The following is a 16,850-nucleotide window of genomic DNA, read 5'->3' as shown; positions in this document are numbered from 1 at the left end:
GGCCGGGCGGGTCAGGTCTCGGTCTCGGTCTCGGTCTCGGTCTCGGTCTCGGTCTCGGTCTCGGTCTCGGTCTCGCAGGCGGCGTAGGCCCGGACGGTCCCGTGCTCGGCCCGCACCGCCCAGGTGCTCGGGTCGTCGGGGTTCGGCGCGTTGACCAGGACGGCGTCGCCGGAGGCGGCGGGCCGGAAGGCGTAGCCGCCCCCGGTGAGGTGGGAGCCCTGGGGGCAGGTCGCCATCGACCAGCCGCCCGGGCCGCTCCACGGCCCGGTCACCACGACGGTCGTCTCGGCCGCCCCGGCCGCAGGTGCCGCGGCCAGTCCGAGGGCCGGGGCGATCAGCAGGAGTCCGGCCGCGAGGCCCTTGCGTAGGGGCATGGGTTCTCCCTGGGGTGGTGGATCGCTGGAACACCCGGGACAACGACAGGCCCGACGCCCCGACGCCACCGCACGCGCCCGACCACCCGAAGGAGTAGCGCGACCCCGGCGCGTGCGGGGGAATAGCGCCCGCACGCGCACCGTTCCGTTACCGGCCGCCGCCGCGCGACAATGGACGGCGGCCACGGCCGTGCGGCGCGGCCCGGAGCAGCCGCCGCCCACCCCCACCGAGACCCGGAGGTGTCCGTTCATGCCCGACTCCCACACGAAGGCGTCCGACCACGGCGGTCAGGCCGACCCCGCGCGGCGTCTGCGTCCGGTGCAGCTGCTGTTCGAGCCGCAGTCCGCCGAACCGGAGCCGGAACGATTCTTCGATCTGGAGTCGATCGACGACCCCGCGGACCTGCTGCGCCGCTCCACCGAGCTGGCCTTGGCCTTCCGGACGGCCGCCGAGCGGGCCACCGACTTCCAGGCGGTCGCCGCCGCACAGCTGGCGGACCCGCGCCGCTTCGACGCGCTGTCCGACGCCGAGATCGCGCAGCGGGCGGACTGGACCCCCGACTACGCGGCCAAGATGATCGAGTACGGCCGCGGGCTGCTCCAGCCCCGCCGCCACGAGGACTGAGCGCAGCCGGGCACGGGGCGCCGGAGCGCCGGGCCCCGGTGCTCCGGCATCAGCCGCTGGCATATGCGCGAGCGGGGAAGGGTACGCCGTTCCCCGTCGTCCTGTACGGCAAACCGTGCTTTCCCTCCCGTCCGGCCCGCGGACGGCACAGGCTGCTGTCCGTGGACATCTGGACGTATCAGTCGGTGGAGTACGTCACCGTGGCCGGCGAGGCCTGGCTCGCCTCCGCCAGCGAGTACCCGCGCAGCATGCGCGCCCTCTGGGAGGCCCGGCCGTGGGCACCCTCGGTGCTGCCCTGCGGGCGCGCCTTCGACGTGATCAGCATGCCGTCGCTGTTCGGCCGCCGGGTGCTGGACGAGCTGTGGGCCTCCGGGCCGGGCTGCGGGCCGGTCGCCTCCTACCGGGGGCGGACGCTGCTGTTCGTCCAGCCCGGCGCGGGGCCCCGGCTGCGCAGGCTGCTGGCCTGGGAGGAGTGGGCCCGGGACGTGCCGCCCCTGCTGTGCCACGGCAAGGGCGACGCGGTGACCGTGCCGCCGGTGCAGCGGATGGTGAACGGCCCGGACTCCCCCGGGCTGGGCTCCGGCCGGTGGATCGTCGCCCCGGAGGACCGGGAGCCGTGGCTGCCGGGCGCCTCGGTGGTGCTGTGGGCGTGCGTGCGTGCGGCCCGGGAGCCGGCTGCGGCCGTGCCCGCCGGCGCGGCGGCCGTGACCGGGGGGTGAACGGAGGACGGCCGGTATTCGATTTTGGCGCGGACCCCGGGCGCTGCTAAAGTCTTCTCTGTCAGCAGGCGCCGCTAGCTCAGTTGGTTAGAGCAGCTGACTCTTAATCAGCGGGTCCGGGGTTCGAGTCCCTGGCGGCGCACAGACAGCCGAGAGGCCCCTTGCGAAAGCAAGGGGCCTCTCGGCGTTTCCCGCTCGAATCAGCGAATCAGCGAATCAGGGAACAAGGGAACAGGACCGGGCCGCCCGCCGGAGCGGACGGCCCGACCGGGGCTCAGCGGCCGCGCAGCGCGCGGTAGCGGGCGACCAGCTCGGCGGTGGAGCTGTCCAGCTGCTCGGCGCCCTCGCCGGTCAGCAGCACCGGCTCGATCCGCTTGGCGAGCACCTTGCCCAGCTCGACGCCCCACTGGTCGAAGGAGTCGATGTTCCAGATCGCGCCCTGGACGAAGACCTTGTGCTCGTAGAGCGCGACCAGCTGGCCGAGCACCGAGGGGGTCAGCTCGGCGGCCAGGATGGTGCTGGTCGGGTGGTTGCCCTGGAAGGTCTTGTGCGGAACGAGTTCGGCGGGCACGCCCTCGGCCGCCACCTCCTCCGGGGTCTTGCCGAAGGCCAGCGCCTGGGTCTGGGCGAAGAAGTTGGCCAGCAGCAGGTCGTGCTGGGCGACCAGGCCCGGGAGCAGGTCGGCGACCGGCTTGGCGAAGCCGATGAAGTCGGCCGGGATCAGCTTGGTGCCCTGGTGCAGCAGCTGGTAGTAGGCGTGCTGGCCGTTGGTGCCGGGGGTGCCCCAGACCACCGGGCCGGTCTGCCAGGTCACCGGCGAACCGTCGCGGGTCACCGACTTGCCGTTGGACTCCATGTCCAGCTGCTGGAGGTAGGCGGTGAACTTCGACAGGTAGTGCGAGTAGGGCAGCACGGCGTGCGCCTGGGCGTCGAAGAACGCGCCGTACCAGACGCCGAGCAGGCCGAGCAGCAGCGGGACGTTCTGCTCCGGCGGCGCGGTGCGGAAGTGCTCGTCGACCAGGTGGAAGCCGTCCAGCATCTCGCGGAAGGCGTCGGGGCCGATGGCGATCATCAGCGAGAGGCCGATCGCCGAGTCGTAGGAGTAGCGACCGCCGACCCAGTCCCAGAACTCGAACATGTTGTCGGTGTCGATGCCGAAGTCCCGCACGCCCTCGGCGTTGGTGGACAGCGCGACGAAGTGCTTGGCCACCGCCTCGGTGCCGGCGCCCAGCCCGGTGAGCAGCCAGTCGCGGGCCGAGACCGCGTTGGTGATGGTCTCGATGGTGGTGAAGGTCTTCGAGGCGACGATGAACAGCGTCTCGGCCGGGTCGAGGTCGCGGACCGCCTCGTGCAGGTCGGCGCCGTCCACGTTGGAGACGAAGCGGACGTCGAGGTCGCGCTTGGCGAACGAGCGGAGCACCTCGTAGGCCATCGCGGGGCCGAGGTCGGAGCCGCCGATGCCGATGTTGACGACGGTGCGGATCGGCTTGCCGGTGTGGCCGCGCCACTCGCCGCCGCGGACCCGCTCGGCGAAGCCGGCCATCTTGTCGAGGACGGCGTGCACGGCGGGCACCACGTTCTCGCCGTCGACCTCGATCACGGCACCGCGCGGGGCGCGCAGCGCGGTGTGCAGGACGGCGCGGTGCTCGGTGTTGTTGATCTTCTCGCCGCGGAACATCGCGTCCCGCAGCTCGGCGACGCCGGTGGCCGCGGCGAGTTCGCGCAGCAGCTCCAGCGTCTCGTCGGTGACCAGGTGCTTGGCGTAGTCCACGTGCAGGTCGCCGACCTGGAGGGTGTAGCGGCGGCCGCGCTCCGGGTCGGCGGCGAACAGCTCGCGCAGGTGCGTCTCGCCCAGCGCGGCCCGGTGCTTGCCGAGGGCGGCCCACTGCGGGGTGCGGTCGAGCGGGGTGCGGGCGTCGGCACGGGTCTCCGACATCGGTGGTTCCTCGATTCATCTGGGTGCGGAAACCGGCAGGGCCAGGCGGTGAGGGTCTCGCGAGGTCGTGCGGGTACTGGTGGTGCGCCGACTCCGTTGACGGCCTGCCCGGGCTCAGCCTATGCAACCGCGGAGCCGGTCGCGCACATTCCGCCCGGCGGGGCCGGACAGGCCGTCACTTGCGTTCCGAGCGCAGGTCCAGCCCCCGCAGCACCTGGTCGACCAGCTCCGGGTCGGCGCCGAGTTCGCTGCGGGCGGCGAGCATCTCGCGCCGGGAGGCGGCGATCATCTCCTGCTCGACCTCCCGGGCGGCCCGCCACTGGCTGAGCCGCAGCTTGGCCTCGGCGGCCTCCTCCTCGGCGTAGTTCTCCGGGCAGAGCCGGGCCAGCCGGTCGTGCTGACGGTCCCGCAGGCGGTCGGCGACCTCGGCGGGCAGCCGGTCCTGCTCCTCCAGTTCGCCCAGCCGCCTGAGCCCGGCCTTGGCGGCCCGCCACCAGAGCTGGCGGACGGCCTGCTCGTGCTTGTCCTGGTCGATGTCCAGTTCGAACCGCTTGGCCAGCCAGGGCAGGGTGAGACCCTGCACCAGCAGGGTGAACAGCACCACGCTGAAGGCGATGAAGACCAGGCGGCCGCGCTCGGGGAACTCCTCGCCGGAGTGGAGGGTGAGCGGGATGGCGAGGGCCAGGGCGACGGTGGCCACGCCGCGCATGCCGGACCACCAGAGGATCACGCTCTCCTTCCAGCTGAACGGGGTGTCCTCGTCGTCGCCGCTGCGCAGCTTCTTCGACAGCCAGCCGGCCGGCAGCAGCCAGAGCAGTCGGACCACCACGACCACGCCGATGACCACGGCGGCGTCGCCGATGAAGCCGGTCCAGCCGCGGCCGGCCTCCTTGAGCACGGTGGCCAGCTCCAGGCCGATCAGGCCGAAGGCGACGCCGGTGATCAGGATCTCGACGACCTCCCAGAAGGCGTTGCCGACCAGCCGGAAGGAGACGGCGTCGGCGTCGGAGGCCCGCTCGGCGAGGTAGAGCGCGCAGACCACGACCGCGAGCACGCCGGAGCCGTGGATCTCCTCGGCGATGGCGTAGGCGGCGAAGGGCACCAGCAGGTTGAGCGCGACCTGTTGGGTCGGGTCGTCCAGGCGCTCGGCGAGCTTGGTGTTGACCCAGCCGAGGGCGATGCCGACGACCACGGCGAGCACCGCGGACAGGATGAAGCGCAGCACCGCGTGGCCGATCGAGAAGTCGCCGCTGACCACGGCCTCGATGGCCAGCGAGTAGACGACGATCGCCGTGACGTCGTTGAACAGGCCCTCGCTCTCCAGGATCGACACCAGGCGCCGGGGCAGGCCGACGCTGCCGGCCACCGCGACGGCGGCCACCGGGTCGGGCGGGGAGACCAGCGCGCCGACCGCGATCGCGGCGGCGACCGGCAGGGCGGGCAGCAGCCAGTGCACCGCCCCGGCCACCGCGGCCGTGGTGACCACCACCAGGGCGACGGCCAGCAGCAGGATCGAGCGGACGTTGGCCTTGAAGTAGCGCACCGAGGAGCGCCGGGCGACCGCGAAGATCAGCGGCGGCAGGACCAGCGGGAGGATCAGCTCGGGCTCGATGGTGACGTCCGGGATCTGCGGGACGAGCGCCATGACGATGCCGAGCAGGGTCATCAGGACCGGTTGCGGCACTCCGGTCTTGCGTGCGAGCGGCATGGTCACCACGGAGGCGAGCAGCACCAGGAAGAACAGGGGCAGCTGGCCCACGGAAACGTTCCTCTCCACAACGGACGGCTGAGCGCCGCCCAGGATAAATCTGACAATGCGCCCATCAGTGAAGACACGCCGAACAATCGCTTGACCTCAAGCGGACTTCAGGTCCGAGGATCGGGGGTGTTCGAACAGTCAAGCAGTCGAATGTCGAACATTCGAGAGGGCGGGAGCAGACATGAAGGCGGTCACCGTCACGCGGTCCGGCGGTCCGGAGGTCCTGCGGGTCACCGAGGTGCCCGACCCGGAACCCGGACCGGGCGAGGTGCGGGTGCGGGTCCTCGCGGCCGGGGTGCAGCCGGTCGACCTCGCGATCCGGGAGAGCTTCCGCCCGCCGGGGGCCGTCGTCGAGCCGCCGTTCGTCCTCGGCAACGAGTTCGCCGGAGTGGTGGACCGACTCGGACCGGACGGCTCCGGCCGGCAGGTCGGCGACGAGGTACTGGGCTTCCGCTTCCTGGACAGCCAGGCCGAGCTCGTCACGGTGGACGCCTCCCAGCTGGTGGCCAAGCCCGCCGGCATGCCCTGGGAGCAGGCCGGCTCGCTCTCCGCCTCCGGCCAGACCGCGCACCTGGCGCTCACCCTGCTCGCGGTGGGCCCCGGCGACACCGTCCTGGTGCACGGCGCCTCCGGCGGGGTCGGCACCGTCGCCGTCCAGCTCGCCCGGGCCTGGGGCGCCACCGTGATCGGCACCGCGAGCGAGCGCAACCACGACTACCTGCGCGACCTGGGCGCGATCCCGGTCGCGTACGGCGAGGGGCTGGTCGAGCGGGTCCGGGCGGTGGCACCGCAGGGCGTGGACGCCGCCTTCGACGCCGCCGGGCGGGGCGCGCTGGCGGCCTCGGTCGAGCTGGTCGCCGACCGGAGCCGGATCGGCACCGTGGTCGACTACCCGGAGGCCGAGCGGCTGGGCGTACGGGGGCTGCGGGGGCCACGCACGGCCGCACGGCTGACCGAGCTGGTGCGGCTGTGGGAGGCGGGCGGGCTGCGGCTGGAGATCGCCGAGGCGCTGCCGCTGGAGCGGGCCGCCGAGGCCCACCGGCTGGTCGGCGCCGGGCACGTCCGGGGCAAGGTGGTCCTGGTGCCGTGACGCTGCGTGCGCAGCCACCCGGGCCGATTGTGTGTTTCGGCTGCTGACCAGGTAATGTTCTCCGCGTCAGCAGGCGCCGCTAGCTCAGTTGGTTAGAGCAGCTGACTCTTAATCAGCGGGTCCGGGGTTCGAGTCCCTGGCGGCGCACAGACAGCCGGAAGGCCCTTCGCGAGAGCGAGGGGCCTTCCGGCGTTTCCGCGCTCCCCGCCGGCAATCCCACCGGCATCCCCGCCGACTGTGGCAGGAAAGGTGGGAAACGGGTCATTGCTGCCACTGCGGCTCGGTGACAGGCTGGTCGCATGAGAGCGCGCAGCGTGGTCGTCGTCCTCTACGAGGGCGTGCAGAGCCTCGACGTGACCGGTCCCGTGGAGGTGTTCGCGGGGGCGGGCGCGGCCGCCGGGCAGCCGGGGGCGTACCGGGTGACCACCGCCTCCCCGGGCGGCGGGCCGGTGCGCAGCCACAGCGGGCTGCGGCTGCTGCCGGACACGGACCTGGCCGGGGTCGGGCCGGTGCACACCCTGCTGGTCCCCGGCGGGCTGGGCAGCGACCTCCCGGACGGTGCGCTGGTGGCACGGATCCGGGAGCTGGCCGGCCGGGCCGAGCGGGTGGTGTCGGTGTGCACCGGGGCCTTCCTGCTCGCCGAGGCCGGGCTGCTGGCCGGGCGCCGGGCGACCACGCACTGGGCGTACTGCGAGGCGCTGGCCCGGCGGTTCCCGGACGTCGAGGTGGACCCGGACCCGATCCACGTCCGGGACGGGAACGTCGCCACCTCGGCCGGGGTCACCGCCGGGATCGACCTGGCGCTGGCCCTGGTCGAGGAGGACCTGGGACGCGACGCCGCCCTGCTGATCGCCCGCCACCTGGTGGTCTTCCTGCGCAGGCCGGGCAACCAGGCCCAGTTCAGCACCCAGCTGGCCGCCCAGGTGGCGGCCCGGCAGCCGCTGCGCGAGGTGCAGCGGTGGATCGCCGAGCACCCGGAGGCCGACCTGTCGGTCGAGGCGCTGGCCCGCAGGTCGGCGCTGTCACCGCGGCACTTCGCCCGGGCCTTCGCCACCGAGGTGGGGGTGACCCCGGGCCGGTACGTGGACGGGGTCCGGCTGGAGGCCGCCCGGCGGCTGCTGGAGGACACCGCCGACGGCATCGAGGAGATCGCGCGCTCCTGCGGCTACGGCACCCCGGAGGCGATGCGGCGCGCCTTCGTCCGGTCCCTGGCCGCCCCGCCCGCCGAGTACCGACGCCGCTTCCGACCCGATCCTGTTGGAGGACACTGATGCGCATCGCCGTTCTGCTCTACGACCGGTTCACCGCCCTGGACGCCGTCGGCCCCTGCGAGGTGCTGTCCCGCATCCCCGGCGCCGAGGTGGTGTTCACCGCCGCGAAGCGCGGCCCGGTCCGCACCGACATGAAGACCCTGTCGCTGACCGCGGAGGCCGCCCTGGACGAGGTGGACTCGGCCGACGTGCTGCTCGTCCCGGGCGGTCCCGGGACGGAGGCCCGGCTGGCCGACCAGGCCGTGCTGGAGTGGGTGCGCGCGGTGGACGCCACCACCACCTGGACCACCTCGGTCTGCTCGGGCTCCCTGCTGCTGGGCGCCGCCGGACTGCTGGCGGGGCGCCGGGCCACCTCGCACTGGTGCTGCCTCGACGCGCTGAAGAAGTTCGGGGCGGAGCCGACCGGGACGGAGCGGGTCGTGGTCGACGGCAAGTACGCGACCGCGGCCGGGGTCTCGGCCGGGATCGACCTCGCGCTGACGCTGACCGGCCTGATGGCCGGGGACGCGACCGCGGAGGCGATCCAGCTGGTCATCGAGTACGACCCGCAGCCGCCGTACTCGGCGGGCTCGGTCGCGACGGCCCGGCCCGAGCTGGTCGCCGAGCTGCTGGCCAACGGGCTCCAGCTGCGCTAACGGCGCCCGGTCGGGAAGCCGTGGCGGCGGGCGCCGGTGACCACCGCCAGGACGGGCAGCATCAGGGCGAGCACCGTCCAGGGCAGGGCGCCGGTGCCCAGGCGGCCCAGCACCAGGCCGCCGACAACGCCGCCGCCCGCCATCGCGGCGTTCCACAGAGTGACCAGTACCGCCTGGGCGGCGTCCGCCCGCTCGCCGCCCGCGTCGCCGACGGCGGTCTGCAGCAGGGTCGGGGCGCCGCCCCAGCCCAGGCCCCAGAGCGCGGCGGCGGCGTACACCAGCGGTGTGCTGTGCGACCAGAGGCCGAGCAGGCCCGCGGACAGGGCGACCAGCAGCGCACCGCCGATCGTCAACTGCCGTAGCCGGCGGTGGATGTGGGAACCGGTGAACCAGATGCTCGCCAGCGAGGCCAGGCCGAAGACCAGCAGCACGGTGTCGGTCGCGTCGCCGAGGCCGGTCCGGTCGAGGAAGGGCGCGATGTAGGTGAACAGGATGGTGTGGGCGAGCACGAAGAGCACCGTCACGGTGAGCACCGGCGCCACCCCGGGCACGGTGAGCGCGCTCCGCACCGGGGCGCGCTCACCGGCGGGTCGTCCGGGCTGGTCCGGCAGCAGGGCCGCGATCCAGCCGATCACGCCGAGCGCCAGTGCCGTCATGGCCAGGAAGGGCACCCACCAGGCGAGCGCCTGGCCGAGGAAGGTGCCGACCGGCACTCCCAGCGACAGCGCCACCGGCACGCCCGCCATCGCCACCGCCATGGCCCGGCCCTGCTGCTCGACCGGCACCAGCCGGCGCGCGTACCCGGCCAGCAGCGCCCAGGCGAGGCCGGCCGCGACGCCCGCGAGGAAGCGGGCGGCCAGGGTGAGCGGGTAGTTCGCGGAGGCCGCGGTGACGGTGTTGGCGGCGGCGAAGCCGGCCATCGCGGTGAGCAGCAGCCGCTTGCGGCCCCAGCCGGCGGTGGCTGCGGTGAGCGGTATCGCGGTGGCGGCGGTCCCGAGCGCGTAGACGGTGACGGTCTGCCCGGCGGCCGACTCGCTGACGCCGAGGGCCCCGCCCATCCCGGGCAGCACGCCGGCGGGCAGGGTCTCGGTGAGCGCGGTGACGAAGACGGCGGTGGCCAGGGCGAGCAGGGCGGGCAGGGGAAAAGGGGTGCGGGCTACGGGAGTCGGGAGCTGTGTGGTCGCCATGGGAACCATGCTCGATCCTCACACCGGTGTCAGGTTCAAGCACGGTTCCCACCGACGTCACCTCAGCGGCGGAAGTAGCCGTCGAAGTTCTTGGAGAACTCCCGGCCCCCGAACTGGTCCCAGTTGACGGACCAGGTCATCAGCCCGCGCAGGTTCGGCTGGGCGCCCGAACGTGGCACGTACGAACCGCAGTTGGCCAGTTTGGTGAGGCAGTCCAGGGCCTTGTTCACCTCGGCCGGGGCGACGTAGCCGTTGCCGGCGTTGGTGGTGGCCGGCATGCCGATGGCCACCTTGGAGGCGGGCAGCGGCGGGAACATGTTGTTCGTGTTGCCCGCCACCGGGAAGCCGTTGAGCAGCAGGTCGGTCATCGCGACGTGGAAGTCGGCGCCGCCCATCGAGTGGTACTGGTTGTCCAGGCCCATGATGGAGCCGGAGTTGTAGTCCTGGACGTGCAGCAGGGTGAGGTCGTCGCGCAGCGCGTAGATGACCGGCAGGTACGCCCCGGCGCGCGGGTCCTGGCCGCCCCAGGGACCGGAACCGTAGTACTGGTAGCCGAGTTGGACGAAGAAGGTCTCCGGCGCCATGGTCAGCACGAAGCCCGGGCCGTACTTGGCCTTGAGGGTCTTCAGTGCGGAGATCAGGTTGACGATGACCGGGCTGGTCGGGTTCTTGAAGTCGGTGTCGCCGGTGTTGAGGGAGAGCGAGTGCCCCTCGAAGTCGATGTCCAGGCCGTCCAGGCCCCACTTGTCGATGATCGCCGAGACCGAGCTGACGAAGGTGTCGCGGGCGGCGGTGGTGGTCAGCTGGACCTGGCCGTTCTGGCCGCCGATCGAGATCAGCACCTTCTTGCCCTGGGCCCGCTTGGCGGCGATGGCGGCCTTGAAGTCGGCGTCGGACTCCACGGTCGGGCAGTCGGTGACGGAGCAGCGGTTGAACCGGATGTCGCCGGAGGTGACGGAGGTGGGCTCGCCGAAGGAGAGGTCGATGAAGTCCCAGGAGTTCGGGACGTCGGCCATCCGGGTGTAGCCGGCGCCGTTGGCGAAGCTGGCGTGCAGGTAGCCGACCAGGGCGTGGCTGCCGGGCGGCGGCGGGGTGGTCGGGGTGCCGGTGGGGGTGCCGGTGGGCGTTCCCGTCGGTGTCCCGGTCGGGGTACCGGTGGGGGTGCCGGTGGGCGTTCCCGTCGGTGTCCCGGTGGGCGTCGCGGTCGGCGTGGGCGTCGGGGACCCGGTGGGCGTCGGCGTCGGGCTGGGGGCGCCCGGCCCGTCCAGCGAGACGTCGTCCGCGTAGTAGGTCCCCTGGCCGTACCAGCCGTGGGTGTAGACGGTGGCGCTGGTCTGGGTGGCGCCGGTGGTGAAGCTGACGCTGAGCTTCTGGTAGCCGCCGCCGGTGCCGGGGGTCCAGGTGCTGGGGCCGCCGCCGTCGACGCCCAGGTAGACGTACGAGCCGTTGACGTACGCGCTGAGCGTGTACGTGGTGCTGGGGGCGACGGTGACGGTCTGGCCGCACTGGGCGGTGTCGCCCGCGGTGGCCGCGGCGGCGAGGGCGTAGCCGCCGCCGTGCACCGGGCTGGTGACGACGCTGCCGGAGTTGGCGGTGCAGCTCCAGGGGCCGAGCGAGCCGGACTCGAAGCCGCCGTTGACCAGGAACTCGCCGGCCGAGGCGGCGGGCGCCAGGCCCAGGGTGACACCGACCAGGGTGGCCGCGGCGACGGCGGAGGCGGTGCCGGCGGCGAGCAGGGTGCGGGACTGCTTCCGGCGGGCGGGGGCGGGTGCGGGTGTGGTTCTGCGCATGCGGGGGCTCCTGCGATGGCGCGGTCGTGGGGGACGTCCGAGGGCACGCCGGAGCACGCGCCAGTGGGGGGGAGCGGCCCGGCCTGGCACCCAAGTTGGACTAGACCACTGAAGTGGATTCGACACTGCGGTGTCAATGGTCCAGACCGGTCCGCGGCCTACGCACCGTCCGCCAGGCAGCCCCGACGGGCCGCCCCGGTTGCCGGAGGTGACACTCCGTCGAAGGATGGAGGGGTGACCCCGCCCGGCTACCTCCGCTACCCCCACCTGCACGGCGGGCTGCTCGCCTTCACCGCCGAGGACGACATCTGGATCGCCCCGCTCGACGCCGACGGCGCCGCCGGCCGGGCCTGGCGGGTCAGCTGCGACCGCACCCGGGTCAGCCACCCCCGCTTCTCCCCCGACGGCCGCACCCTCGCCTGGACCAGCTGGCTGAACCTGACCCCCGAGGTGTGGACCGCCCCCGTCGAGGGCGGCGAGGCCGAACGGCTCAGCCACTGGGGCAGCCAGGACACCCGGGTGCGCGGCTGGCTGCCGGACGGCGAGGTGCTCGCCGTCACCTCCTACCACGAGCCGTTCGGCCACTACACCTGGGCGCACGCCCTGCCGCCCGACGGCTCCCCCGGCCACCGGATGCCCTGGGGCCCCGTCGGCGACGCCCAGATGAGCCGCGAACGCACCGTGCTGCTCACCGGCGCCGCCCCGCACGAGCCCGCCGCCTGGAAGCGCTACCGGGGCGGCGCCACCGGCCGGCTCTGGGCGGACGGCGAACAGATCCTGGCCGGCCACCCCGGCCACCTCGCCTCCCCCATGCCCGTCGCCGGGCGGATCGCCTTCCTCTCCGACCACGAGGGCATCGGCAACGTCTACTCCTGCCGCCCCGACGGCACCGACCTGCGCCGGCACACCGACCACGCCTCCTACTACGCCCGCGAGGCCGCCACCGACGGCACCCGGATCGTCTACCAGCACGCCGGCGACCTCTGGCTGCTGGACGGCCTGGACGCCCCCGCCCCGCGCCGGCTCGCCGTCCCGCTCGGCGGCGCCCGGGCCGGCCGCCGCCCGTACCAGGTCAGCGCCGCCTCCCAGGTCAAGGACCTGGCCTGCGACCAGAGCGGCCGGGCCGGGGTGATCACCGTGCGCGGCAGCCAGTACTGGCTCACCCACAAGGACGGCCCGGCCCGCGCGCTCGCCGACACCCCCGGGGTGCGGACCCGGCTGCCGGTGATCCTCGGACACACCGGCGAGGCCGCCTGGATCACCGACGCCGAGGGCGCCGACGCGATCGAGGTGATGCCGCTGCCGGGGCACGAGGAAACGGAGAAGCACCGCCACCGGGTGCTCGCCGCCGACCGGATCGGCCGCGTCCTGGAACTCACCGCCTCCCCCGACGGCGCCCACCTCGCCGTCGCCGCCTCCGACGGGCGGCTGCTGCTGGTCGCCGCCGCCGACGGCGCCGTCCGCGAACTCGCCGCCTCCGGCTACGGGCCGGTCTCCAGCGCCCGCTTCTCCCCCGACTCGCACTGGATCGCCTGGTCCCAGCCGGTGGCCGGGCGCTCGCTGCGCCGGATCCGGCTCACCCGCACCGAAGCACCCGGGCCGGTCACCGAAGTCACCGACGGCCGCTTCGAGGACGAGCAGCCGGTGTTCACCCGGGACGGCCGCTACCTGGCCTTCCTGTCCTGGCGCGGCTTCGACCCCGTCCACGACGTGCACACCGGCGACCTCTCCTTCCCGCTCGGCTGCCGCCCCTACCTCGTCCCGCTCACCGCCGACACGCCGTCCCCGTTCGCCGCGCCCGCCGAGGACGGCGCCCCGCGCGGCAACGGCGGCGGCGACGGCACCGTCCGCGTCGACCCGCAGGGCATCGGCGAGCGGCTGCTGCAGTTCCCGGTGATCGCCTCCAAGTACTCGGCCACCGACGCGGTGCGCGGCGGCCTGGTCTGGCTGCGCTGGCCGATCTCCGGCACCCTCGGGCAGACCTTCGCCAGCCCCGACGACACCTCCGGCCGCCCCTCGCTGGAGTACTTCGACCTCGCCCGGGGCACCCGCACCACCCTGGTCGACAAGCTGGACGGCTACGCCGTCTCCGGGGACGGCGGCTCGATCGCGGTCTACTCGGCCGGGACCCTGCGGATCGTCCCGGTCACCGGTGGCGCCGGCAGCACCGTCGACCTGCGGCGGATCACCCACACCGTGCACCCCGCCGCCGAGTGGCGCCAGGCCTACCACGAGGCCGCCCTGATCGTCCGGGACCAGTTCTGGGACGAGCGGATGTCCGGCCTGGACTGGCCCGCCCTGACCGCCCAGTACGAGCCGCTGCTGGACCGGGTCTGCTCACCCGACGACTTCGCCGACCTGCTGCGCGAACTCCTCGGCGAACTCGGCACCTCGCACGCCTACGTCACCCCGTCCCGGCGCGCCGAAGGGCCCTCGCTCGGCCAGCAGCCGCTCGGCCTGCTCGGCGCCAACGCGCACCGCTCCCCCGACGGACGCTGGCTGGTCGAGCGGGTGCTGCCCGGCGAGACCTCCGACCCGCGCGCCCGCGCCCCGCTCGCCGCCCAGGGCGTCCGGGACGGCGACGAACTGCTCGCCGTCGGAGGCCGCCCGGTGGACCCGGTGCGCGGCCCGCTGCCGCTGCTGGCCGGCACCGGCGGCACCACCGTCGAACTGGCCCTGCGTAGCAGCCCGGACGGCCCGGTACGGCGGATCACCGTCACCCCGCTGACCGACGAACGGGCCGTCCGCTACCAGGACTGGGTGACCAAACGCCGCCTCCTGGTCCGGGAGTTCAGCGACGGCCGGTGCGGCTACCTACACATCCCGGACCTCGGCGGCTCCGGCTGGGCGCAGTTCAACCGCGACCTGCGGCGCGAGCTGGACAAGCCCGCACTCGTCCTGGACGTGCGCGGCAACGCCGGCGGCAACGTCTCCGAACTGGTCCTGGAGAAACTCACCCGGCACGTCCTCGCCTGGGACTTCGGCCGGGACCGCCAGCCGGTCCGCTGGCCCCGGCACGCACTGCGCGGCCCGCTCGTGGCGCTCGCCGACGAGGCGACCAGCTCGGACGGCGACGTGGTCATCGCGGCGATCAAGCTGCTCGGCCTCGGCCCCGTCGTCGGCAACCGGACCTGGGGCGGGGTCGTCGGGATGACCGGGCGGCACACCCTCGGCGACGGCACCCGGATCTCGGTGCCCAAGAACGCCTCCTGGTTCGAAGGCGGACTCGGCTGGTCGGTGGAGAACCGCGGCGTCGAACCGGACGTGCACGTGCTGCGCACCCCGCGCGACTGGGCCCGCGGGCGCCACCCCGAGCTGGTCGCCGCCGTCCAGCTGGCGCTGGACCTGCTGGAGGACGCGCCCGCCGCGGCTCCCCCGCCGGAGGACACCCCCCGGCCGGATCTGCGACGCCCGCCGCTGCCGCCGCGGGCGCGGTGACCTGGGGGCTTGGGGCTTGGGGGTCTTCTGGGGTTTCAGCCCCAGGGGTCGCCCTCGGCCGTCATGTTCTCGGCCGCGCGCCGGTCGGCCTCGTCCTGGGCGGCACGCCGCTCCGACTCGCGGGCCTCCTGGGTCTCGCGGGCCCGCTCGATCTCGGGACTGTACGCGTCCACGGCCTCGTCGTGGGCGATGGCGGCACGCTCGGCGGCGTCCTGCCCGGTCGCCTCGTGCGCCTTGTGGCGGAACCTGTCGAAGATGCCCATGACTCCTCCTCCGAACGGATACCGGGCTTCCCCCACTCTCACACCGGGCACCCGGAGCCGCACGTTGAGCCTTTGGTCCCTGGTGAACGCGCCCAACGGCCGTGGCGCGGAGGCGGGCACCCGGCGCAGATTGGAGCCGTCGGCCGAACTGACGCCACCGTCTGGAGCCCACCGTGACCGTCGCACCTTCCGCCCGCCAAGCCCGTCGCACCGCCGAGGACCCCCACGACGGGCCGCGCCGGCGGGTCGGGCCGCTGGCCGCGCTGAACGGGCGGCTGCCCGGCACCCACGACCTGCTGCTGATGCAGTGCCCCAGTTCGCTGCGCCCGCTGGCGGGCGGCGAGCTGCCGGACTGGACGCGGGCCGTGCTGCGGGTGCACCCCTGGGTGACGGTCGGCCGGGCCCCCTCCCTGGTCGGCACCCCGGCGGACGTGCCGCACCCGCAGCGCTGCACCCGGGACCCGGAGGCCGCGCCCGAGCAGTGGATCCCGGCGATCGTGCGCGGGCCGCGCCCCGGACAGCGGCTGGACGCGCTGGCCCCCTGGGCCGCGGTGGCCCGGACGCTGCGGCCCGAGCAGCTGGCCGGGCGGTGCGGGCGGCTGGACCCCGAGCGGGTCGCCGGGATTTCGGCGCTGGCCCTGCTGCCGGCGGTCGGCCGGCTGGTCGCGGACCACCGGCTGTCCTGGGGCCCGATCGGCGCGGTCGGCTACGAGCTGGGCACCGGCGTGCCGGTCGCCGGACCGCTGAGCCCGCTGCGACTGGTCCTGCGCACCCCGCACCCGATCAGCCGCCGGGACGCGCTGCAACTGCGGCGGGCGCTGAGCAGGCTGCCGGTCCCGGTGCAGGCCGAACTGGAGACCCGCTACGGCTCGGTTCAGCTCGCCGAGTACGCGGCCTCGCCGTGCACCCTCACCCTGCTGACTCCGGACGGGCCCCGGGAGGTCCGCGACCCGTGGTTCCCGCGCGGCCCGTTCGTCTGAGCCGTCGTAATTAGTTGGGACGGTTGGGCGGTCGGGGCGCCGCCCGAGGTCGGCGGCGGGGCGCCGGGGCGAGGTGGAGTCCGGCCACTGCCTCGGACAGCTCGGCGTGCAGGGCGTCCCGGGCGGCCTCGTCGCAGGTCTGCCGGATGTGCCGTTCCTCGGCGAGTGTCCGTTCCACCGCCGCGACCGCTCGGCGCCGTTCAGGGCTGAGCCACAGGACCGGCGGCGCGAACTGGAGGTGTACACCCCAGAGCCACAAGCAGGTGACCCGAGCCTTACGCATCAGGTCGAGGAACGCGCGCCCGAACATCGGCATCGCGGTTCACCACCTTCCGGACTTTCCGGCGACCGAGGACGACGAGGGGCTCCTCGAACGGCTGGTTCGCCAGGTAGCCCGACGACCAGGCGACGCCCCACCGGGCGCAGTTCGGGCAGTTCCACGTCCGTCCGGCCGCGTTGGCGTCGTTGAGCAGATCGACCGGGGCGCAGCAGTCCGGTGCGGGGCAGGTCGGAGGGTCGGTCATCGGCGGCGGTCCCGGCTGAGTCGCCGCCGGGTGGCCCGCCGGATGATCGGTTCGGACGCGACGACGCCGAACATGAGGACTACGGCCAACACGTCGACGCCGAGCGCCGGTTGGCGCTTCACGCGGTCCGACCACGGGGCTCGGCGGGGACGCCCATGTAGACGACGTCCCTGCCGGTCGTCCCGTCCTCGACCAACTCGCCGACCTGCGGGCGGTAGAGCGGCCCGGTCGGGGACTCCTTGCTCACCACAGCTGACTC

15 protein-coding genes and 2 tRNA genes are annotated in these 16,850 nt (G+C 73.9%); 9 read left to right on the top strand and 8 right to left on the bottom strand.

The window, feature by feature from the left end; translation table 11 throughout:
• Positions 1-11 precede the first annotated feature (11 nt).
• Complete coding sequence (locus tag ACIP37_RS32270; protein WP_400844957.1) at positions 12-374, bottom strand: hypothetical protein; 363 nt, start codon at positions 372-374, stop codon at positions 12-14.
• A gap of 250 nt (positions 375-624) precedes the next feature.
• Between ACIP37_RS32270 and ACIP37_RS32265 the strand changes: the two genes are divergently transcribed.
• The 3 genes from ACIP37_RS32265 (at position 625) to ACIP37_RS32255 (ending at position 1,860) form a co-directional block, all read left to right on the top strand.
• The gene (locus ACIP37_RS32265) at positions 625-999 is read left to right on the top strand and encodes a hypothetical protein (RefSeq protein WP_363583584.1); all 375 of its coding nucleotides are present in this window, start codon (positions 625-627) and stop codon (positions 997-999) included.
• A 161-nt stretch (positions 1,000-1,160) separates the two neighbouring features.
• Positions 1,161-1,718: a bifunctional DNA primase/polymerase gene (locus ACIP37_RS32260; RefSeq protein ID WP_063349288.1), complete on the top strand. Its 558-nt coding sequence runs from the start codon at positions 1,161-1,163 to the stop codon at positions 1,716-1,718.
• 68 nt (positions 1,719-1,786) lie between these two features.
• A tRNA-Lys gene (locus tag ACIP37_RS32255) sits at positions 1,787-1,860 on the top strand.
• A gap of 132 nt (positions 1,861-1,992) precedes the next feature.
• On the opposite strand, the gene pgi is transcribed toward ACIP37_RS32255, so the two are convergent.
• Together pgi and ACIP37_RS32245 are read right to left on the bottom strand one after the other, a co-directional pair.
• Positions 1,993-3,654 (bottom strand): glucose-6-phosphate isomerase, encoded by a 1,662-nt coding sequence (gene pgi, locus ACIP37_RS32250; RefSeq protein WP_350882566.1) that lies wholly within the window; start codon positions 3,652-3,654, stop codon positions 1,993-1,995.
• Positions 3,655-3,829: 175 nt separating this feature from the next.
• Positions 3,830-5,413 carry a Na+/H+ antiporter gene (locus ACIP37_RS32245; protein WP_363583586.1) on the bottom strand — a complete coding sequence of 528 codons (1,584 nt, stop codon included), beginning with the start codon at positions 5,411-5,413 and terminating at the stop codon, positions 3,830-3,832.
• Between the two features lie 181 nt (positions 5,414-5,594).
• Here ACIP37_RS32245 and ACIP37_RS32240 point away from each other — a divergent pair, with 181 nt between their 5' ends.
• The 4 genes from ACIP37_RS32240 (at position 5,595) to ACIP37_RS32225 (ending at position 8,409) form a co-directional block, all read left to right on the top strand.
• Positions 5,595-6,503: an NADP-dependent oxidoreductase gene (locus ACIP37_RS32240; protein WP_400811777.1), complete on the top strand. Its 909-nt coding sequence runs from the start codon at positions 5,595-5,597 to the stop codon at positions 6,501-6,503.
• Between the two features lie 73 nt (positions 6,504-6,576).
• Positions 6,577-6,650, top strand: a tRNA-Lys gene (locus ACIP37_RS32235).
• A gap of 152 nt (positions 6,651-6,802) precedes the next feature.
• On the top strand, positions 6,803-7,774 hold the full coding sequence (locus tag ACIP37_RS32230) for a GlxA family transcriptional regulator (RefSeq protein ID WP_363619950.1): 972 nt from the start codon (positions 6,803-6,805) through the stop codon (positions 7,772-7,774).
• Complete coding sequence (locus ACIP37_RS32225; RefSeq protein ID WP_363619951.1) at positions 7,774-8,409, top strand: DJ-1/PfpI family protein; 636 nt, start codon at positions 7,774-7,776, stop codon at positions 8,407-8,409. Before ACIP37_RS32230 ends, ACIP37_RS32225 begins: the two co-directional genes overlap by 1 nt.
• Here ACIP37_RS32225 and ACIP37_RS32220 read toward each other — a convergent pair.
• Both ACIP37_RS32220 and ACIP37_RS32215 read right to left on the bottom strand, forming a co-directional pair.
• Complete coding sequence (locus ACIP37_RS32220) at positions 8,406-9,596, bottom strand: MFS transporter (protein ID WP_400811773.1); 1,191 nt, start codon at positions 9,594-9,596, stop codon at positions 8,406-8,408. The genes ACIP37_RS32225 and ACIP37_RS32220 overlap by 4 nt on opposite strands.
• Positions 9,597-9,658: 62 nt before the next feature.
• Entirely contained in the window at positions 9,659-11,386 is a 1,728-nt protein-coding gene (locus tag ACIP37_RS32215; RefSeq protein WP_400811770.1) for a chitinase, read from the bottom strand.
• 234 nt (positions 11,387-11,620) lie between these two features.
• On the opposite strand from ACIP37_RS32215, the gene ACIP37_RS32210 reads away from it, so the two are divergent.
• Positions 11,621-14,824, top strand: coding sequence for a S41 family peptidase (locus tag ACIP37_RS32210; RefSeq protein WP_400811767.1), 3,204 nt, complete (start codon positions 11,621-11,623; stop codon positions 14,822-14,824).
• Between the two features lie 35 nt (positions 14,825-14,859).
• On the opposite strand, the gene ACIP37_RS32205 is transcribed toward ACIP37_RS32210, so the two are convergent.
• Positions 14,860-15,087, bottom strand: coding sequence for a hypothetical protein (locus ACIP37_RS32205; protein WP_363583600.1), 228 nt, complete (start codon positions 15,085-15,087; stop codon positions 14,860-14,862).
• Positions 15,088-15,260: 173 nt separating this feature from the next.
• On the opposite strand from ACIP37_RS32205, the gene ACIP37_RS32200 reads away from it, so the two are divergent.
• Positions 15,261-16,067: a phosphoribosyl-dephospho-CoA transferase MdcG domain-containing protein gene (locus ACIP37_RS32200; RefSeq protein WP_400811764.1), complete on the top strand. Its 807-nt coding sequence runs from the start codon at positions 15,261-15,263 to the stop codon at positions 16,065-16,067.
• A 10-nt stretch (positions 16,068-16,077) separates the two neighbouring features.
• Here the strand turns inward: ACIP37_RS32200 and ACIP37_RS32195 are convergent, their stop codons facing one another.
• A complete protein-coding gene (locus ACIP37_RS32195; protein ID WP_400811761.1) occupies positions 16,078-16,383 on the bottom strand; it encodes a hypothetical protein in 306 nt (101 codons plus the stop codon).
• 326 nt (positions 16,384-16,709) lie between these two features.
• The gene (locus ACIP37_RS32190; protein ID WP_400811758.1) at positions 16,710-16,838 is read right to left on the bottom strand and encodes a hypothetical protein; all 129 of its coding nucleotides are present in this window, start codon (positions 16,836-16,838) and stop codon (positions 16,710-16,712) included.
• Between the last annotated feature and the right edge of the window lie 12 nt (positions 16,839-16,850).

Source organism: Kitasatospora sp. NPDC088861 (genome assembly GCF_044750105.1).
In the GTDB taxonomy this organism is placed as follows: domain Bacteria; phylum Actinomycetota; class Actinomycetes; order Streptomycetales; family Streptomycetaceae; genus Kitasatospora.
This window is presented reverse-complemented; position numbering and strand designations above follow the sequence as displayed.